The sequence below is a fragment of the Nonomuraea solani genome, assembly GCF_900108335.1.
GTDB classification, from domain to species: domain Bacteria; phylum Actinomycetota; class Actinomycetes; order Streptosporangiales; family Streptosporangiaceae; genus Nonomuraea; species Nonomuraea solani.
Genome location: NZ_FNVT01000011.1, coordinates 373,250 through 387,879 on the forward strand (window position 1 = coordinate 373,250; position 14,630 = coordinate 387,879).

Genomic DNA, 14,630 nt, shown 5'->3' on the forward strand with positions numbered 1-14,630 from the left:
ACAGACGACGTTGGCTGTCAGCGTACGGTCACCCGCTTCGCGGGCATCTCACGCGATCCTACCCACGAGTAACTTTTTTACGATACGCGACATACCCTAAGGTCATCGTCGGTTACAGAACAATGCTCTAACCCGTGAAGTACCTCTGGACGGTGGGCGCCAGAATCTCCACCAGCTCATCATGGCTCGCGCTGGCCATCGGCTCCAGCTTGATCACGTAACGCGCCATGACCACGCCGAACATCTGCGCGAACGCCGCCTCGATCCGCAGGTGCGGCACCTGCAGCCGCTCGGCCACCTGATAGAGCAGCGCGTTGGAGATGAACTCCCTGAACATCGCGGCCGCCTGCTCGTTGGTCATCGCCGAGCGGATCAGCGCCACCATCGGCTCCCGCGTCTCCGGCGAGGCGGTGACCCGCAGGAGGAGCCGGACCAGCCGCTCCCCGATCTCCTCGCGCGGCCCGTCGACCAGCAGCGGGATGACGTCGTGCGGGGTGATCGGGAGCTGCATGGCCGCCGCGAACATGCCCTCTTTGGTGTCGAAATAGTGGTGTACGAGCGCGGGATCGACCTTGGCCTCCCGCGCGATGCCCCGCACGGTGGCCTTGTCGAAGCCCTTCTCGGCGAACACCCTGCGCGCGGCCGTGAGGATCTCACCGCGCGTGTCGGCCGAGCCCGGCCGGCGGCCGGGGCGCCGCGTCTCCGGCGTCATCGGCCCACCGCCAGGTAGACCCGCATCGGCACGGACAGCACGCCCTCGGGGAACGCCTTGCGCAGCTCCGCCCGCTGCCCCTCGACCAGTTCGTCTGCGCGATCCGCAGACAGCGCTGCCATGTAGGAGTGCGAGCGCAGGTCGAGCAGGAAGTCCTCGATGCCGACCAGCCGGGTCCAGGGGATCCAGCGTTCCTCGATCACCTCGAAGGCGGCGGCGATCGGCGGCACCGACCACTCCTCGACCGCCGGGCCGTAGTAGGCCGGGACCGCCTCGGCCAGGCGGGCCTCATAGGCGGCCAGCCACTCGGCCTGGGCCGCGTGGTTGAAGTTCCAGCAGCCCGCGATCGCGCCGTCGGGCCGCAGCACCCGCCTGGCCTCGGCGATCGAGCTCACCGGGTCGAGCCAGTGCCACGACTGGGCGTAGGTCACCAGGTCGGCCACCCCGTCGGCCAGCGGCAGCGCGTTGCCGTCGGCCAGCACCGCCGCGACGGGCGTGCCCTGCTCACCGGCCGTCTTGGACACCAGCCTGGCGAGCATCTCCACGCCCGGGTCGACCGCGATGACCTGCGAGCCGCGCACCCTCAGCGCGCGCGTCAGGATGCCCGTGCCCGCGCCGATGTCCACCGTGGTGGCGCCGTCGAGATCGACGCCGGACGCCTCGCTCAGGGCGCGGTAGAGCTCGTCGGGATAGCCGGGCCGGCCCGCGTCATATGCGTCCGCCACCCGGTCGAACACCCTGCCGAGATCCTTGATGGGGCCTATGTTCATGTGGACGCCGCCAGGTGCAGCCTGGCGAAGGCCAGCCCCTCCGCCAGATCGTCGATCCGCTCGGTCCGGCTGGCGGCCTTACGTGTGTTGATCTCCAGCACCACCAGGCCCGTGTAACCGGTGCCCGCGAGGCGCTCCAGCATCGGCGCGCACGGCTGGTTGCCCCTGCCGGGCACCAGGTGCTCGTCCTTGTTCGTGACACCCAGGCCGTCGGCCAGGTGCAGGTGCGCGAGCCGGTCGCCGAGCTTGACGGCCATCTCCATGGCGTCGGAGCCCGACACGGCCGTGTGCGACAGGTCGAGCGTGACGTGCGGGAAGTCGTAGTCGACCGGGTTCCAGTCGGGCGAGTAGGGCACCACGTCGTTGCCCCGCGCCCGCAGCGGGAACATGTTCTCCACCGCGAACGTGACATTCGTCTCGTCGCGCATTCTGGCCAGCCCGCTCTCGAAGTCTTTCGCGTAGTCGCGCTGCCAGCGGAACGGCGGATGGACCACGACCGTCGAGGCCCCGAGGCGCTCGGCGGCCTTCTGCGCCTTGACCAGCTTGGCCCAGGGATCACGCCCCCAGACCCGCTGCGTGACGAGCAGACAGGGCGCGTGAATGGCCAGTACGGGAATTTCGTAGTGCTCGGAAAGCCGCTCGATCACGTCGATGTCCTGGCTCACCGGGTCGGCGCCGACCATGATTTCGACGCCGTCGTAACCCAGGCGAGCGGCCAGTTCGAACGCGTCAGGAGTGCGTTCCGGATATACCGAAGCGGTGGACAATGCGATCTTCGCATTGGGCACGCGGATGACATCAGCCACGCTGCCAGCCTAAGCCGGTGACGGCCGATCTGGCGCGCGAGCCCCACTGGTGGCGGCTCACCGGAGGTGTTCTTACGCCTACGGTATGGGCATGCCACGGATAGCCAGAGGTGCGATCCCGAGCCCGAATATCTGGAATGCGCCCCAGACGTACGAGCTCGAAAATCGCGCCGTCGACCCCGAAGGCGCGGCCGACGCGGCGATGCGCGACCTGCGCCCCTGGGACGGCGCCACCGTGCTCGACATCGGCTGCGGCACCGGCTACCACCTGCCGATCCTGTCCGCCGGGGCGTCGCGGGTGATCGGCGTGGAGCCGCACGGCGACCTGGCGCTGCTGGCGCGCCGCCGCTGCGCGGGGCTGGCCAACGTGACCGTGCACGCCGCCACCGCCCAGGACCTGCCGCTGGCCGACGCTTCCGTGGACGTGGCGATGGCGCGGTGGGCCTACTTCTTCGGTCCCGGCTGCGAGCCCGGCCTGCGCGAGCTGGCCCGGGTCGTACGCCGTGGCGGGGCCGCCTTCGTCCTCGACCTCGACGCCACGCGGGGCTCGTTCGGCCGCTGGTTCTCCCGTACCGTGCCCACCTATTCCGCCCGCGAGGTGGAGGCGTTCTGGACCCGGCAGGGCTGGCAGCGGCGGCCCCTCGACCTCCGGATGGCCTTCGAGCGGCGCGCGGACCTGGAGGCGGTGCTGCGCATCGAGTTCACGCCCGAGGTGGCCGAGCAGGCCATCGCCGAGACGCCCGGCCTGGAGCTGGCCTATCCGAACGTCCTGCGCTGGCGCCACTTCTGAGGCTTGACATTGACGTCGGTGTCAACGTTTACCCTGGCCATATGCGCATCGGTGAGCTGGCGGAACGCACCGGAGTGAGCACCCGCTCGCTCCGCTACTACGAGCAGCACGGGCTGCTCAGCGCCCGCCGGAGCCCGAACGGCTACCGCGACTACAGCGAGGACGACGTCAGGCTCGTGTCCGAAATCCGGGCCCTGCTCAGCGTCGGCTTCACCCTGGAGGACACGCGGCCGTTCGTCGACTGCCTGCGCCGGGGGCACAGCACGGGCGGCTCATGCTCCGAGTCGGTCGAGGTCTACGAGCGCAAGCTCAACGAGATCGACGCGGAGATCCGCGCCCTGCTCGCGCGCCGCGCGGAGGTGGCCGCTCAGCTCTCCCGGTCATGTCCGGGTTGTTTCGTAAGGGGATGAAGATGATCACGTTGACCACCGACAACTACGAGGAGCAGGTGCTCAAGAGCGACAAGCCGGTGCTGGTCGAGTTCTGGGCCGAGTGGTGCGGGCCGTGCCGGATGGTGGGGCCCGTGCTGGAGCAGATCGAGGCCGAGCACGGCCTTACCATCGGCAAGCTCAACACCGACGAGAACCCGGAGATCATGGCCCGTTACGGGGTCATGGCCGTGCCGACGATGCTGCTGTTCGAGGGCGGCGAGCCGGTCAAGCAGATCGTGGGCGCCAAGCCGAAGCGCATGCTCGTCTCCGAACTGGGCCTGGCGTAGTCCCTTCGATTTACCGGCCGATTCGTTCCCTCGGCCGATCCGAGGCGGGATCAACTCTCCTAACGTGGAGTTCATGACCCGCAACGCTCTGTCCGGCCTGTTCGCGCTCGGGCTATTGCTGGCGGTCACGCTGCTCGACCTCGCACCCCCCGGCCCTTCTGACGCCCCGCCCGGGGCGTTCAGCGCGGTCAGGGCGCACGAGCACCTCAAGGTCATCGCCAGGGCCCCGCATCCGACGGGCACCCCCGAGCACACCCGTGTCCGCGACCACCTGGTCGCCGAACTGCGCTCGCTCGGCCTGGACGTCCGCGTACAGGAGGGCGTGGGCGTCCTCCCGCTCTCCTATGACGGCGTCGTCCCCATGGGCCGGATGCGCAACATCGTCGCGACCCTGCCCGGCACCGCGCCGACGGGCCGCGTGGTCCTGGCCGCCCACTACGACTCGGTCGCCGCCGGCCCCGGCGCCTCTGACGACGGGGCCGGCGTGGCCACCGTCCTGGAGGTCGCCAGGGCGCTGCCCCGCAAGGCCAGGAACGACGTGGTCTTCCTGCTCACCGACGGCGAGGAGCCCGGCCTGCTCGGGGCGGAGGCGTTCGCCCGGCGAGATCCCGGGGGCACGGTGGTGGTCCTCAACAACGAGGCCCGCGGCAGCCGGGGCACCGTGCAGATGTTCCGCGCCTCACCCGGCTCGGGGCCGCTCATCTCCCTGTACGGCTCCACCGCGCCCCACCCTTCGGCCGACTCGGCGTTCGCCTCGATGATGGGCCTGCTGCCGAACAACACCGACTTCCACGTCTTCGACCGGGCCGGGTGGATGGGGCTCGACTCGGCGTACACCGGGGGCGGGGCCTACTACCACTCGCCTCTCGACGATGCCGCCCACCTCGACCTGGGGTCGTTGCAGCAGATGGGCGACAACTCCCTGGCCCTCACCCGCGCGCTCGCGGGGACCGACCTGGGTGCGTTGCGGTCCGGGGGTGAGCTGGTCTACTTCACGGTGCCGGGGATGCTCGTGCGCTATCCGGCCTGGCTGGAAGTGCCGGTCGCGGCAGCGGCCCTGGCTCTGGCCTGTGCCCTGTTCTGGACCCTCCGCCGCCGCAACACACCGGCCCTTGACCCGACTTGGCCGGCTGGACGACCGCCCTCTCCCGCCGGGCGGTCGTCGTTGCCCCGGGCCCTTGGATCGGCCGGGGTGGCACTCCTCCTGGTGGTCGTCACGGCGGCGGCCGGATATGCCCTGTGGCCGCTTCTCACCCTCCTCAGGCCCGAATACGGCGAGATGCTGACCGGCGACCCCTACCGGCCCTGGCCGTACCAGGCGGCGCTGCTCTCCTTCACGACCGCCCTCGTGCTGGCGGCCCGCCGGTTCCTCGGCTCCGGAGCGCCCGCGGTGCTGCCGGTGGCGCTGATCGGGATCGGGTTCGCGGCATTTCTGCCCGGCGGGTCGCATCCGCTGACCTGGTCGGCGCTGTTCGCGGCCGGCGGGTGGCTCGTGGCGCGGCGCGTGCGCGGAGACGGATGGCGGGTGGTGGCGCTGACCCTGGGAGCGGCTCCGGCGGTGGTGCTGCTCGGCGGCACCGCGCTGGCCTCTTTCGACGTCGGGCTGAAGATCGGCGGCCTGTTCGCGGCGTCGTACTGGGCGCTCATGCTCCTGCTGGTGCTGCCGCTGATCGAGATGACGCGGTGGGCGTGGCTGGTTCCTCTGGTGGCGGCCGTCGGGTTGGTCGCGGCGGGGCTGGTGGTGGACCGGTTCGACGCCGCGTACCCCCGGCAGAGGTGGCTCGTGTACGCCATGGACGCGGGCACCGGGCAGGCCGTCTGGGGAAGACGATCTCAGGAGACGACAGGCGAGAGCGTGCGGTGGTTCGGCGAGAAGGGGTGGGCCGCCGAGCCCGCTCCCCCGGCGAACAGTCTGGGGGCGCCCGCTCTGGCCGTGGTCAAGGACGTCACCTCGGGCGGACGCCGTACCCTCACCCTGCGTCTCACCCCCACCGGACGGGCGCCCGTCGCCGGCCTCAGCGTGACGCCGCGGGCGGCGCTGACCGTGGACGGCAGGGACCTGCGGGCCGCGAGCGGGTTCGCCTATCACGCGCCGTCCGGGCCCATCGACATCACGCTGGCGGTACGGGCCGGCGCCCAGGCCCGGATCCGGATATTCGAGCGGGCCTACGATCTGTCGGTCGTACCGGGATATCGGAGAGATCCACGGATCGCGGTCATGGGGCCTATGACCACGGTGTTCCGTGAGGTCACGGTGTGAGATCTCGAAGAATGTCGGCGGCACCCGCTAGCCTGCTCCGCATGGCCAAGACTGCCCAGAAGCCCGGATACCGCTGTGCCGAGTGTGGATGGCGCACCACCAAGTGGGTGGGCAGGTGCGGCGAGTGCCAGGCGTGGGGCACGGTCGACGAAGACGGCGCGCGCGCCGGGGTCTCCGTCGTCCAGGCGGGCGCCACCACCGCCCCCGCCGTGCCGATCGGCCAGGTCAAGGCCGATGTGGCGGCCGCCCGCACGACCGGCGTGGCCGAGCTCGACCGGGTGCTGGGCGGCGGCCTGGTGCCGGGCGCGGTCGTGCTGCTGGCGGGCGAGCCGGGCATCGGCAAGTCCACGCTCCTGCTGGAGGCCGCGGCCCGCATCGCCGAGCGCACACAGGTCCTCTACGTGACGGGCGAGGAGTCGGCGGCCCAGGTGCGCCTGCGGGCCGACCGCATCGGCGCGATCCAGGACCAGCTCTACCTCGCCGCGGAGACCGAGCTGTCGGCCCTGGTCACCCATGTGGAGAAGGTCCAGCCCAGGATGCTGGTGGTCGACTCGGTGCAGACGATCGGCTCGGCGCAGTCGACCGGCACGCCCGGCGGGGTGACGCAGGTGCGTGAGGTGGCCGCCAACCTCGTACGGCTGGCGAAAGAGCGTGACATGGCCACCCTCATCGTCGGCCACGTCACCAAGGAGGGCTCGATCGCCGGCCCGCGCACGCTCGAGCACCTGGTCGACGTCGTGCTCAACTTCGAGGGCGACCGCCACTCCAGGCTCCGCATGGTCCGCGCGATCAAGAACCGGTTCGGCCCCACCGACGAGATCGGCTGCTTCGACCTGCACGAGCGCGGCATCGAGGGCATCACCGACCCGAGCGGGCTGTTCGTGTCCCGGCGCAGCGAGCCGGTGCCGGGCACCTGTGTCACGGTCACGCTCGAAGGCACCCGGCCGCTGCCCGCCGAGGTGCAGGCCCTGGTGGCGCGCACGGAGGCCCAGCAGCCCAGGCGCACGTCGTCCGGCCTCGACCCCTTCCGCGTGCAAATGGTGCTCGCGGTCCTGGAGCGCAGGCTCAACGCCAAGCTCGGCGGCTGCGACGTGTTCACCGCGTCGGTCGGCGGCATCAAGCTGGCCGACCCGGCCGTTGACCTGGCGGTCATGCTCGCCGTGGCCAGCGCCGCCGGCGACAAACCGCTGCCCGCCGGCCTGGTGGCGCTCGGCGAGGTCGGCCTGGCCGGGGAGTTGCGGCCGGTCAAAGACGTGCGCAGGCGGCTGACGGAGGCGTCCAGGATGGGGTTCAAGCGGGCGCTCGTACCAGCCGGATCACTCGAAGACGGGGGCCGCCGCAACAACGGGCAGCGCGCTCTCGTGCCGGTCGGGCCGGTGGCGTTCGCGCCGGGATTCGAGGTCATTCAGGCGGAGAACGTCTGGGACGCTCTCACACACGTCACATAAGCGCGGCTAAGCTGGGCGTGACCGATCGACACGGGGGTCAGGTGGATAGGAGTCTTGACGATCGCCGTCGCGACGCCCTGGCCGCTGTAGCGCCGGGCACACCTCTGCGCGACGGCCTGGAGCGAATCCTGCGCGGGCAGACCGGCGGGCTGATCGTTCTCGGGTACAACAGGGTCGTCGAAGAGGTCTGCAGCGGCGGCTTCGAGCTCGACGTCGAGTTCTCGGCCACCAGGCTCCGCGAGCTGGCCAAGATGGACGGCGCCATCGTGGTGAGCGGCGACCAGAAGATCGTCCGCGCCGCCGTGCACCTCGTGCCCGACCCGTCCATCCCCACCGACGAGTCCGGCACCCGCCACCGCACCGCGCAGCGCGTCGCCCGGCAGACCGGCCTGCCCATCATCGCCATCAGCAAGTCGATGCGCATCATCGCCCTCTACCTCGACGGCATCCGCTACGTCCTGGAGGAGTCGGCGGCCATCCTGTCCAAGGCCAACCAGGCCCTGGCCACCCTAGAGCGCTACAAACACCGCCTCGACGAGGTCTCCGGCACCCTGTCGGCGCTGGAGATCGAAGACCTGGTCACGGTCAGAGACGTGTCGGCCGTGGCGCAGCGCCTGGAGATGGTCCGCCGCATCTCCGACGAGATCAAGGGCTACGTGGTCGAGCTCGGCACGGACGGCCGCCTCCTGTCCCTCCAGCTCGACGAACTGGTGGCCGGGGTCGACTCCGAACGCGAGCTGGTCATCCGCGACTACCTCCCCGCCCCCGCCGGCCGCCGCCAGAAACGCCTCATCGAGGCCATGCACGACCTCGACAAACTGTCGGGCGGCGAACTCCTCGACCTGTCGGCGGTCGCCCACGTCCTGGGCCACAACGGCAGCGACATGCTCGACAGCCCGGTCAGCCCCCGGGGCTTCCGCCTCCTGGCCAAGGTCCCCCGCCTCCCGGCCACGGTCGTCGACCGCCTGGTCAACCACTTCGGCGGCCTCCAGAAACTCCTGGCGGCCAGCATCGACGACCTGCAGGCGGTCGGCGGCGTCGGCGAATCCCGCGCCCGCAGCGTCCGCGAGGGCCTGTCCCGCCTCGCCGAATCCTCGATCCTCGAACGCTACGTCTAAGCCCCGGCTCCGCGACGCAAGGACCTCGCATGGGGGGGCGCTACGCGCCATACGAGCACTCGGGCCCTGCCTCCCAGGGGCTCCGCCCCTTCGACCCCGCAAACGCAAGGACCTCGCTCCGCTCGGACACCCCCGGGGATCGAGGCACGCTTCCGGGTGAGGGCCTTGCCAGCCCCTCGCGCTCCCCGGACGCGACACCAGCGAGCATCACCGGAGAGCAGCCGCCACAAGAGCCCGCGTTCCCAGCCACCTACATCGGCATCGGGGTCGTCCACCGATGGCCCGCATCCGCTCGCGCAATGTGGGGAGCGGGTTGGCGCTTCGGCGGTGGCGGGGTGGTACCTGGTCGGACATGATGTGACAGATGACCACTGAGCACATGATCGCGGATCAAGAACCCGTTGAGATCGCCATTGCGGATCAGACCGATCTCCCCGGGATCGTCGACATCTTGAACGACGTGGCGGCAAGCTCGATCGCGACCTTCGATACCCGGCCGACCAGCGTGGCCGAGCGGCACGCCTGGTTCGGGCAGTTCTCCCCGACAGGTCCCTACCGGCTACTGGTCGCTCGGCGTCACGGTAGAACGGTCGGTTACGCCGCTAGCCAGCCCTACCGGAACCACGAGGCGTTCAGGGAGACCGTCGAGTTCAGCGTTTCTCTCGACGCTGGTTGCCGGAGCAGGGGTGTGGGAACGTCGCTGTACCGAGCCTTGTTCGAAAGCCTGGCCGGCGAGCCGATTCACGCCGTCGTCGTGGGAATCGCCATGCCCAATGACGCGTCGGTCGCCCTCCATCGCAAGTTCGGCTTCACAGAAGTCGGTACCTTCCGCGAGTACGCCACGAAGAACGGCCGGTACATCAGTTCGCTGTGGATGCAGCGGCTCTTCTGACCGCGCCTCAAAGGGTGCGGCCCGCAACCACCACCGCCTGAAGACCACCGGTCCCGCCTCAACGGAGGCGAGACCCCCCGAAGACCGTGGCTCACCCCATGGCCACATACCGTCCGCGCGATCACCTAGCGAAGGTGGAAGACCCCCTTGGTGCTGCGGAGTTTGCCCAGGCGGACCGTGGCCACGTACGTGCCCGGCAGCGCGGTCGCCGGGGTCGAGCGGCAGTCGGCGCTCGACCGGCGCCGGTCCCACTCCAGAGCCCGTACGTACGGCACCCCCCGCTGCAGTTCCGTGACGTCCGTGCCCGGGCCGCTCACGCAGTCGGCCGTGGACCAGATGCGGTCCGCGCCCGACGTGATGCGGACCTCCATGGTCCGCGGGCCCACGTCGGCCTTGCACATCACCGGCCCCGTGTTCACCAGCGTGACCATGAAGCCCGGCTGGGCGTCGCCCGCGTAGATCTTCTCGTCGCCGCCCTGCATGCTGAGCACCAGGTCCTGCTCCGTGCACATCTCGCCCGCCCGCCTCGGTCGTGCGGCGGGGGACGTCTTCGGGGTGGCCTGGCTGGGCGACGGCGTGGCCGTGCCCATGGCGAGCGTACGCAGCCCCGCCAGCAGCGGATCGGCGGCGGGCGCGACGCTCGGTGTGGACTGCGCGCTGGACGTACGTTCGGGGCCGCTGCCCCCGCTGGAGCACGCCCAGGCCACCACGGCCACCACGACGAGCACCGCCACGAGGACGCTCATCCGACGCCGCCAGTAGACGTCGGGGCCGTCGCCACGCATCGAATCCGGATCCATACAGCAAGGATGGTAATCGAGCGACGACCGAGAGTGACGACACGCCGAACTTGGCCATCTCCCAATACGCTTGACCCCGTGGTTGAGCCGAACCTCCTGCACACTTCCGTTCTGGACTGGTACGAGTCCAACGCCCGGGATCTCCCGTGGCGTGCCGATGACGCGACCCCTTGGGGCGTACTGGTCAGCGAGATCATGCTCCAGCAGACCCCCGTCGTCCGCGTCCTGCCCATCTGGCACGAGTGGATGGAACGCTGGCCCACCCCCAAGGCGCTGGCCGCCGAGCAGCCAGGCGAGGCCGTACGCCACTGGGGCCGGCTCGGCTACCCGCGCCGGGCCCTGCGCCTGCACGCGTGCGCCCAGGCCATCACCGACGAGCACAACGGCGAGGTGCCCTCCGACCACGCGACCCTGCTGGCTCTGCCGGGCATCGGCGAATACACCGCGGCCGCCGTCGCGAGCTTCGCCTACGGCGGCCGCCACGCCGTCCTGGACACCAACGTCCGCCGGGTCTTCGCCCGGGCGGTCAGCGCGGAGGAATACCCGCCGACCGCCACCTCGGCGGCCGAGCGGCGGCTGGGGGAGGCGCTCCTGCCCGAGCTGGGTGCCGCCCGCTGGGGAGTGGCCGTCATGGAGCTGGGCGCCCTGGTCTGTACGGCCCGTGCCCCCCGCTGCGCCGACTGCCCGATCACACACCTGTGCGCCTGGCGGCTGGCGGGCAAACCACCCCACACCGGCCCCGCCCGCAAGGGCCAGACCTACGCGGGCACCGACCGGCAATGCCGGGGCCGCCTCCTGCAGGTGCTGCGCGAGGCCCACGGCCCGGTCCCCAAGGCGGCGCTCGACGTCGTGTGGGACGACGCGGTGCAGCGCGAGCGCGCCCTCGACGGCCTGATCACCGACGGCCTGGCCGAAGCCCTGGAGGACGGCACCTATCGCCTCCCCCACGCCTGAGATCGTGGACAACACGTCACCGCGGCTCCCGCACTTCGGAGCCTGCGGCACGTGCGAAAACGCGGCTAGCGAGCCCAGAGGGGCACGAGGCGCTCGGTGGCCTTGGGGGCCAGGTCGCAGGCGTCCGGCTCCGAGACGCCGTCCGGGTTGTAGGCCTGGATCCCGGCGGGAGCGACCACCACCGCCACGAACCCGCCTCCCGCCTCGGCGAACATCTGCCGGCTCACGTCGGCGGGCAGCACCATCGTGTCGCCCGCCGCCACCTCGAACCGCTCCCCGCCCAGCTCAACCACGGCGGACCCGTCGAGCCACGTCCACACCGTCTCGGCGTCGAACGCGTGCACCGGCCCGATCATCCCGGGCTTGGCGTCGACCCGCCACACGGCCTGCCCCGCCTGCCCCTGCGTCGGCGAGGCCAAAGTGGTCATGACGCCGTTGGGCGTCTCGGTCTTACGGGCGTCGGCCCGCGCGATAACAGTCATCGGCATTTCCTTTCACGCGATCCACGGCGGCGTGCCGTAGTCGGCCCCGTCGGCGGCGAGGGCGCGGGCTCCGGCCGGAGCCGTGACCACGGCCGTGTATCCGGTGGCGGCGTCGGCCTGCACCCGCCGCACCGTGTGGGCCGGCATGACGACGGTGTCGCCCGCGCCGACCGAGAACTTCTCATCGCCCAGCTCGACGGTCGCCGACCCGGCCACCCAACTCCACACCTGCTCACTGTCGAAGTCGTGCACCGGCCCGCTGGCCCCGGGCACGGCCTCGACCTTCCACAGGGACCGCGAGGCCCCTCCCTGCGTCGGCGAGGCGAACGTCGTCATGACCCCGCTCGGCGTCTCCGACCGCCGCGCCTGCGCGGCACGAATGACAGTCATGTCCTTCAACCCCTAAGATAGGCAACAACGTTGTCTATATAGTTAACCAGGTTGTCTATCATGTCAAGCGATCCCCCGGGATTCGAACTGCCGCTCCGACTGATGCTCGCGTTCAGAACGCTGATCGACGAGCTCCACGCCGAGCTCGCCAGGCAGGGTCACCCCGACATAAGGCCCATGCACGGATTCGTCATGCAGGCGATCGGCCGGGACGGCACGACCGCCGTCGAGCTGGGCCGGCTGCTGGGCGTCTCCAAACAGGCCGCGGGCAAGACCATCGACACTCTGGAACGCATCGGGTACGCCGAGCGCACCACCGACCCCGAGGACACCAGACGCAAGATCGTCCGGCTGACCCCGTACGGATGGGACGCCCTCAACCGCTCGGCCCAGATCTTCGACACCCTGCGCGCCCGCTGGGCCGCCGAACTCGGCGCGGACCGCCTACGGGCCCTGGAGGCTGACCTGCGCAAAATGACCCCGGCCAACCCCTGGCGCCTCGACACCCCAGGGTGGTTCGGCAACCTTTAGGCGGCGAGCTGCAAGCCCAGGCTGGTCAGGTTGGTACGCGCCCAGGCCAGCTCCTCGGCCAGCAGCGACACCAGCGCCCCGGGCCCCTTGGCCCGCCCCGGCACGGTCAGGTTGTGCGTCTCGACCTCGATGTGCGCGCTGCCGCTCACCGCACCCGACAACATCGCCCGCAGCGTGTCGTGCAGCACGGCCCCGGTGCTCGGCGTCTCGCCCGTGTGGTTGTGCACGTGCCCCAGCTTGACCACCGGCGCGCCGGCCTCGGCCAGCCCCTTCAGCGCCGCGCCCGGCTCCTCGGCCCCGCAGGCCAGGTGGCAGGCGTCCAGGCACACGCCCAGGTGCTCGGAGTCGATGCCGCACACCCGTTCAAGCGCCTGCTCGGTGGTCTCCAGCACGCACCCGGGCCACGGCTCGAACCCGACCCGGATCGTCTTGCCGGTCACGCTGTAGATGCCGCGCAGCTCACGCGCCAGCCGCTCCAGCCGGCGGGTGGCGATCGAGTGCAGGTCGGCGGGCCAGTCGCGGCGCCAGCCGATCGGAATCGTGGAGATGCTCCCGAATCGCACATCCTCCGGCAGCAGGAACGCCAGGATCTTGGCCAGCGCCATCGTGTAGCGGTAGCGCTCCGGCTTGGCCCAGTCGGGCCCGGGCACCTCCTGGTTGCGCCCGCCGGTGCCGTTGAGGCTCACCACCTCCAGGCCGCGCTCTTCCAGGGAGCGGCGCAGGCGTACGAGCTCGATGCGGTCGGCCGTGAGGTGGTCCGCGACGGTCGGCGACAGCCACAACCCGATGCCCATCCGCTCCACGCCCAGCCGCTTGCGCACCGGGACCGCGTAACGGGTCAGATGGGCGATGAGGTTCTCCAGGTCTTCAGCGGGGTGGACGCCTGCGTTGTAGGCGAGGTGAACGAGCGTTCCGTCAGCGTGACGCAGGCGCATCGGTTTCCTCCACGGCTTGCTGTATGTGTTCCGTCGCCCGCCTCGGACGTGCGAACCATGTGAGCATGCCTGGTTGCGGGTGGCGCGCGCGTCCGCCCTGAGTTGATTTCTTCCTACTCCCCAGGGAGCAGTCCTCAACTTAGGAGCACGCTCTTGTAGCTCACTTGGATGAGACTTGGCTTTGCTCTACGCAGTGTAGTACTACTCGCGGTGGCGGTATACCCGAACGCCCAACAATTACGCAACGGCCGCATTTTTTCTCACATCACCACATCCCGACGGTGAAAGCCTCTCGGGTTGGGACGCCCATGCTAGAAGCATCCAGGCCGCCCCGAAGCACTTTGACGATCTCCACGCGCCCCAAGCGGCCCTGAGCCCTCTTCTGCGGGTTCGCGGCGGCGTTCCCCGACACCGGCTCGGCCGGGGGCGTCAGAGCCGCCGACAGGGATGATGAGCCGCGCTCACGGTAGCCGGACATGCGAAAGCCCCCGCGTGAACGAGTCACGCGGGGGCTTCCGATGAACCAGGCGGCGGTTCTGGAGCGAACCGGGCGTCAGTTCTGGATCGGCGCGGCGATCGCCGCCGCCGAATCCGGCACCTGCGAAGCCGTCTCGCCCTTGAAGATGAACGTGGCGTTGTCGCCTTCGCCCTCGATCGTCACCTTCACGACCTGCCCCGGCCGGAGCTCACCGTAAAGGATCTTCTCCGACAGCGAATCCTCCAGCTCCCGCTGGATCGTCCGCCGCAGCGGCCGCGCACCCATCACCGGGTCGTAACCCCGGTCGGCCAGCAACTGCTTGGCATCCGGTGACACGTCCAGACCCATGTCGCGGTCCTTCAACCGGGAATCCACCTGCGCGAGCATCAGATCCACGATCTTGATGATCTCGTTCGGCGTCAACTGATGGAAGACCACGATGTCATCGACCCGGTTGAGGAACTCCGGCCGGAAGTGCTGCTTGAGCTCCTCCTGCACCTTCGACTTCATCCGGTCGTAGTTGGAGTCGGCGTCGTTGGACTTGGC

The 14,630-nt window shown here is 70.2% G+C and carries 16 protein-coding genes and 1 pseudogene; 9 read left to right on the plus strand and 8 right to left on the minus strand.

All coding sequences use genetic code 11. The features are described 5' to 3' along the window. Positions 1-127: 127 nt before the first annotated feature. Genes C4V41_RS34995 through C4V41_RS35005 form a run of 3 tightly spaced genes read right to left on the minus strand, consistent with a single transcriptional unit; the run spans position 128 to position 2,288 of the window. Entirely contained in the window at positions 128-712 is a 585-nt protein-coding gene (locus tag C4V41_RS34995) for a TetR/AcrR family transcriptional regulator (protein WP_103960249.1), read from the minus strand. Next, complete coding sequence (locus C4V41_RS35000; RefSeq protein WP_235030557.1) at positions 709-1,482, minus strand: class I SAM-dependent methyltransferase; 774 nt, start codon at positions 1,480-1,482, stop codon at positions 709-711. Before C4V41_RS35000 ends, C4V41_RS34995 begins: the two co-directional genes overlap by 4 nt. After that, on the minus strand, positions 1,479-2,288 hold the full coding sequence (locus tag C4V41_RS35005) for a sugar phosphate isomerase/epimerase family protein (RefSeq protein WP_103960250.1): 810 nt from the start codon (positions 2,286-2,288) through the stop codon (positions 1,479-1,481). Before C4V41_RS35005 ends, C4V41_RS35000 begins: the two co-directional genes overlap by 4 nt. Before the next feature lie 91 nt (positions 2,289-2,379). Between C4V41_RS35005 and C4V41_RS35010 the strand changes: the two genes are divergently transcribed. The 7 genes from C4V41_RS35010 to C4V41_RS35040 all read left to right on the plus strand — a co-directional run bounded on the left by C4V41_RS35010 (position 2,380) and on the right by C4V41_RS35040 (position 9,514). Continuing rightward, positions 2,380-3,078, plus strand: a complete 699-nt coding sequence (locus tag C4V41_RS35010; RefSeq protein WP_235030558.1) for a class I SAM-dependent methyltransferase — start codon at positions 2,380-2,382, stop codon at positions 3,076-3,078. A gap of 41 nt (positions 3,079-3,119) precedes the next feature. After that, positions 3,120-3,488 carry a MerR family transcriptional regulator gene (locus C4V41_RS35015; protein ID WP_103960252.1) on the plus strand — a complete coding sequence of 123 codons (369 nt, stop codon included), beginning with the start codon at positions 3,120-3,122 and terminating at the stop codon, positions 3,486-3,488. A gap of 2 nt (positions 3,489-3,490) precedes the next feature. After that, the gene (trxA, locus tag C4V41_RS35020; RefSeq protein ID WP_103960253.1) at positions 3,491-3,796 is read left to right on the plus strand and encodes a thioredoxin; all 306 of its coding nucleotides are present in this window, start codon (positions 3,491-3,493) and stop codon (positions 3,794-3,796) included. 73 nt (positions 3,797-3,869) lie between these two features. Beyond that, positions 3,870-6,056 (plus strand): M20/M25/M40 family metallo-hydrolase, encoded by a 2,187-nt coding sequence (locus C4V41_RS35025; protein WP_146103906.1) that lies wholly within the window; start codon positions 3,870-3,872, stop codon positions 6,054-6,056. A 41-nt stretch (positions 6,057-6,097) separates the two neighbouring features. Beyond that, positions 6,098-7,504 carry a DNA repair protein RadA gene (radA, locus tag C4V41_RS35030; RefSeq protein WP_103960255.1) on the plus strand — a complete coding sequence of 469 codons (1,407 nt, stop codon included), beginning with the start codon at positions 6,098-6,100 and terminating at the stop codon, positions 7,502-7,504. Between the two features lie 41 nt (positions 7,505-7,545). Continuing rightward, a complete protein-coding gene (gene disA, locus C4V41_RS35035) occupies positions 7,546-8,622 on the plus strand; it encodes a DNA integrity scanning diadenylate cyclase DisA (RefSeq protein WP_103960256.1) in 1,077 nt (358 codons plus the stop codon). 364 nt (positions 8,623-8,986) lie between these two features. Beyond that, positions 8,987-9,514 carry a GNAT family N-acetyltransferase gene (locus C4V41_RS35040; protein WP_103960257.1) on the plus strand — a complete coding sequence of 176 codons (528 nt, stop codon included), beginning with the start codon at positions 8,987-8,989 and terminating at the stop codon, positions 9,512-9,514. A 125-nt stretch (positions 9,515-9,639) separates the two neighbouring features. Here C4V41_RS35040 and C4V41_RS35045 read toward each other — a convergent pair whose 3' ends face one another. Then, positions 9,640-10,314 carry a hypothetical protein gene (locus C4V41_RS35045; RefSeq protein WP_103960258.1) on the minus strand — a complete coding sequence of 225 codons (675 nt, stop codon included), beginning with the start codon at positions 10,312-10,314 and terminating at the stop codon, positions 9,640-9,642. Positions 10,315-10,392: 78 nt separating this feature from the next. Between C4V41_RS35045 and C4V41_RS35050 the strand changes: the two genes are divergently transcribed. After that, positions 10,393-11,268 (plus strand): HhH-GPD family protein, encoded by an 876-nt coding sequence (locus tag C4V41_RS35050; protein WP_200824433.1) that lies wholly within the window; start codon positions 10,393-10,395, stop codon positions 11,266-11,268. Positions 11,269-11,333: 65 nt separating this feature from the next. Here C4V41_RS35050 and C4V41_RS35055 read toward each other — a convergent pair whose 3' ends face one another. Further along, complete coding sequence (locus C4V41_RS35055; protein ID WP_103960259.1) at positions 11,334-11,750, minus strand: cupin domain-containing protein; 417 nt, start codon at positions 11,748-11,750, stop codon at positions 11,334-11,336. A 12-nt stretch (positions 11,751-11,762) separates the two neighbouring features. Next, positions 11,763-12,140, minus strand: coding sequence for a cupin domain-containing protein (locus tag C4V41_RS35060; RefSeq protein ID WP_103960260.1), 378 nt, complete (start codon positions 12,138-12,140; stop codon positions 11,763-11,765). A 60-nt stretch (positions 12,141-12,200) separates the two neighbouring features. Between C4V41_RS35060 and C4V41_RS35065 the strand changes: the two genes are divergently transcribed. After that, the gene (locus C4V41_RS35065) at positions 12,201-12,671 is read left to right on the plus strand and encodes a MarR family winged helix-turn-helix transcriptional regulator (protein ID WP_200824434.1); all 471 of its coding nucleotides are present in this window, start codon (positions 12,201-12,203) and stop codon (positions 12,669-12,671) included. On the opposite strand, the gene C4V41_RS35070 is transcribed toward C4V41_RS35065, so the two are convergent. Continuing rightward, entirely contained in the window at positions 12,668-13,606 is a 939-nt protein-coding gene (locus C4V41_RS35070; protein ID WP_103960261.1) for a sugar phosphate isomerase/epimerase family protein, read from the minus strand. The genes C4V41_RS35065 and C4V41_RS35070 overlap by 4 nt on opposite strands. A gap of 553 nt (positions 13,607-14,159) precedes the next feature. Further along, a pseudogene (locus C4V41_RS35075) lies at positions 14,160-14,630 on the minus strand (AAA family ATPase); the annotation flags it as partial.

Coding starts and splice junctions, on each gene's coding strand:
- C4V41_RS34995 (WP_103960249.1), bottom strand. CDS start 712: ATGACGCCGGAGACGCGGCGCCCCGGCCGCCGGCCGGGCTCGGCCGAC.
- C4V41_RS35000 (WP_235030557.1), bottom strand. CDS start 1,482: ATGAACATAGGCCCCATCAAGGATCTCGGCAGGGTGTTCGACCGGGTG.
- C4V41_RS35010 (WP_235030558.1), top strand. CDS start 2,380: ATGCCACGGATAGCCAGAGGTGCGATCCCGAGCCCGAATATCTGGAAT.
- C4V41_RS35015 (WP_103960252.1), top strand. CDS start 3,120: ATGCGCATCGGTGAGCTGGCGGAACGCACCGGAGTGAGCACCCGCTCG.
- trxA (WP_103960253.1), top strand. CDS start 3,491: ATGATCACGTTGACCACCGACAACTACGAGGAGCAGGTGCTCAAGAGC.
- C4V41_RS35025 (WP_146103906.1), top strand. CDS start 3,870: ATGACCCGCAACGCTCTGTCCGGCCTGTTCGCGCTCGGGCTATTGCTG.
- radA (WP_103960255.1), top strand. CDS start 6,098: ATGGCCAAGACTGCCCAGAAGCCCGGATACCGCTGTGCCGAGTGTGGA.
- C4V41_RS35040 (WP_103960257.1), top strand. CDS start 8,987: ATGACCACTGAGCACATGATCGCGGATCAAGAACCCGTTGAGATCGCC.
- C4V41_RS35045 (WP_103960258.1), bottom strand. CDS start 10,314: ATGGATCCGGATTCGATGCGTGGCGACGGCCCCGACGTCTACTGGCGG.
- C4V41_RS35055 (WP_103960259.1), bottom strand. CDS start 11,750: ATGACTGTTATCGCGCGGGCCGACGCCCGTAAGACCGAGACGCCCAAC.
- C4V41_RS35060 (WP_103960260.1), bottom strand. CDS start 12,140: ATGACTGTCATTCGTGCCGCGCAGGCGCGGCGGTCGGAGACGCCGAGC.
- C4V41_RS35065 (WP_200824434.1), top strand. CDS start 12,201: ATGTCAAGCGATCCCCCGGGATTCGAACTGCCGCTCCGACTGATGCTC.
- C4V41_RS35070 (WP_103960261.1), bottom strand. CDS start 13,606: ATGCGCCTGCGTCACGCTGACGGAACGCTCGTTCACCTCGCCTACAAC.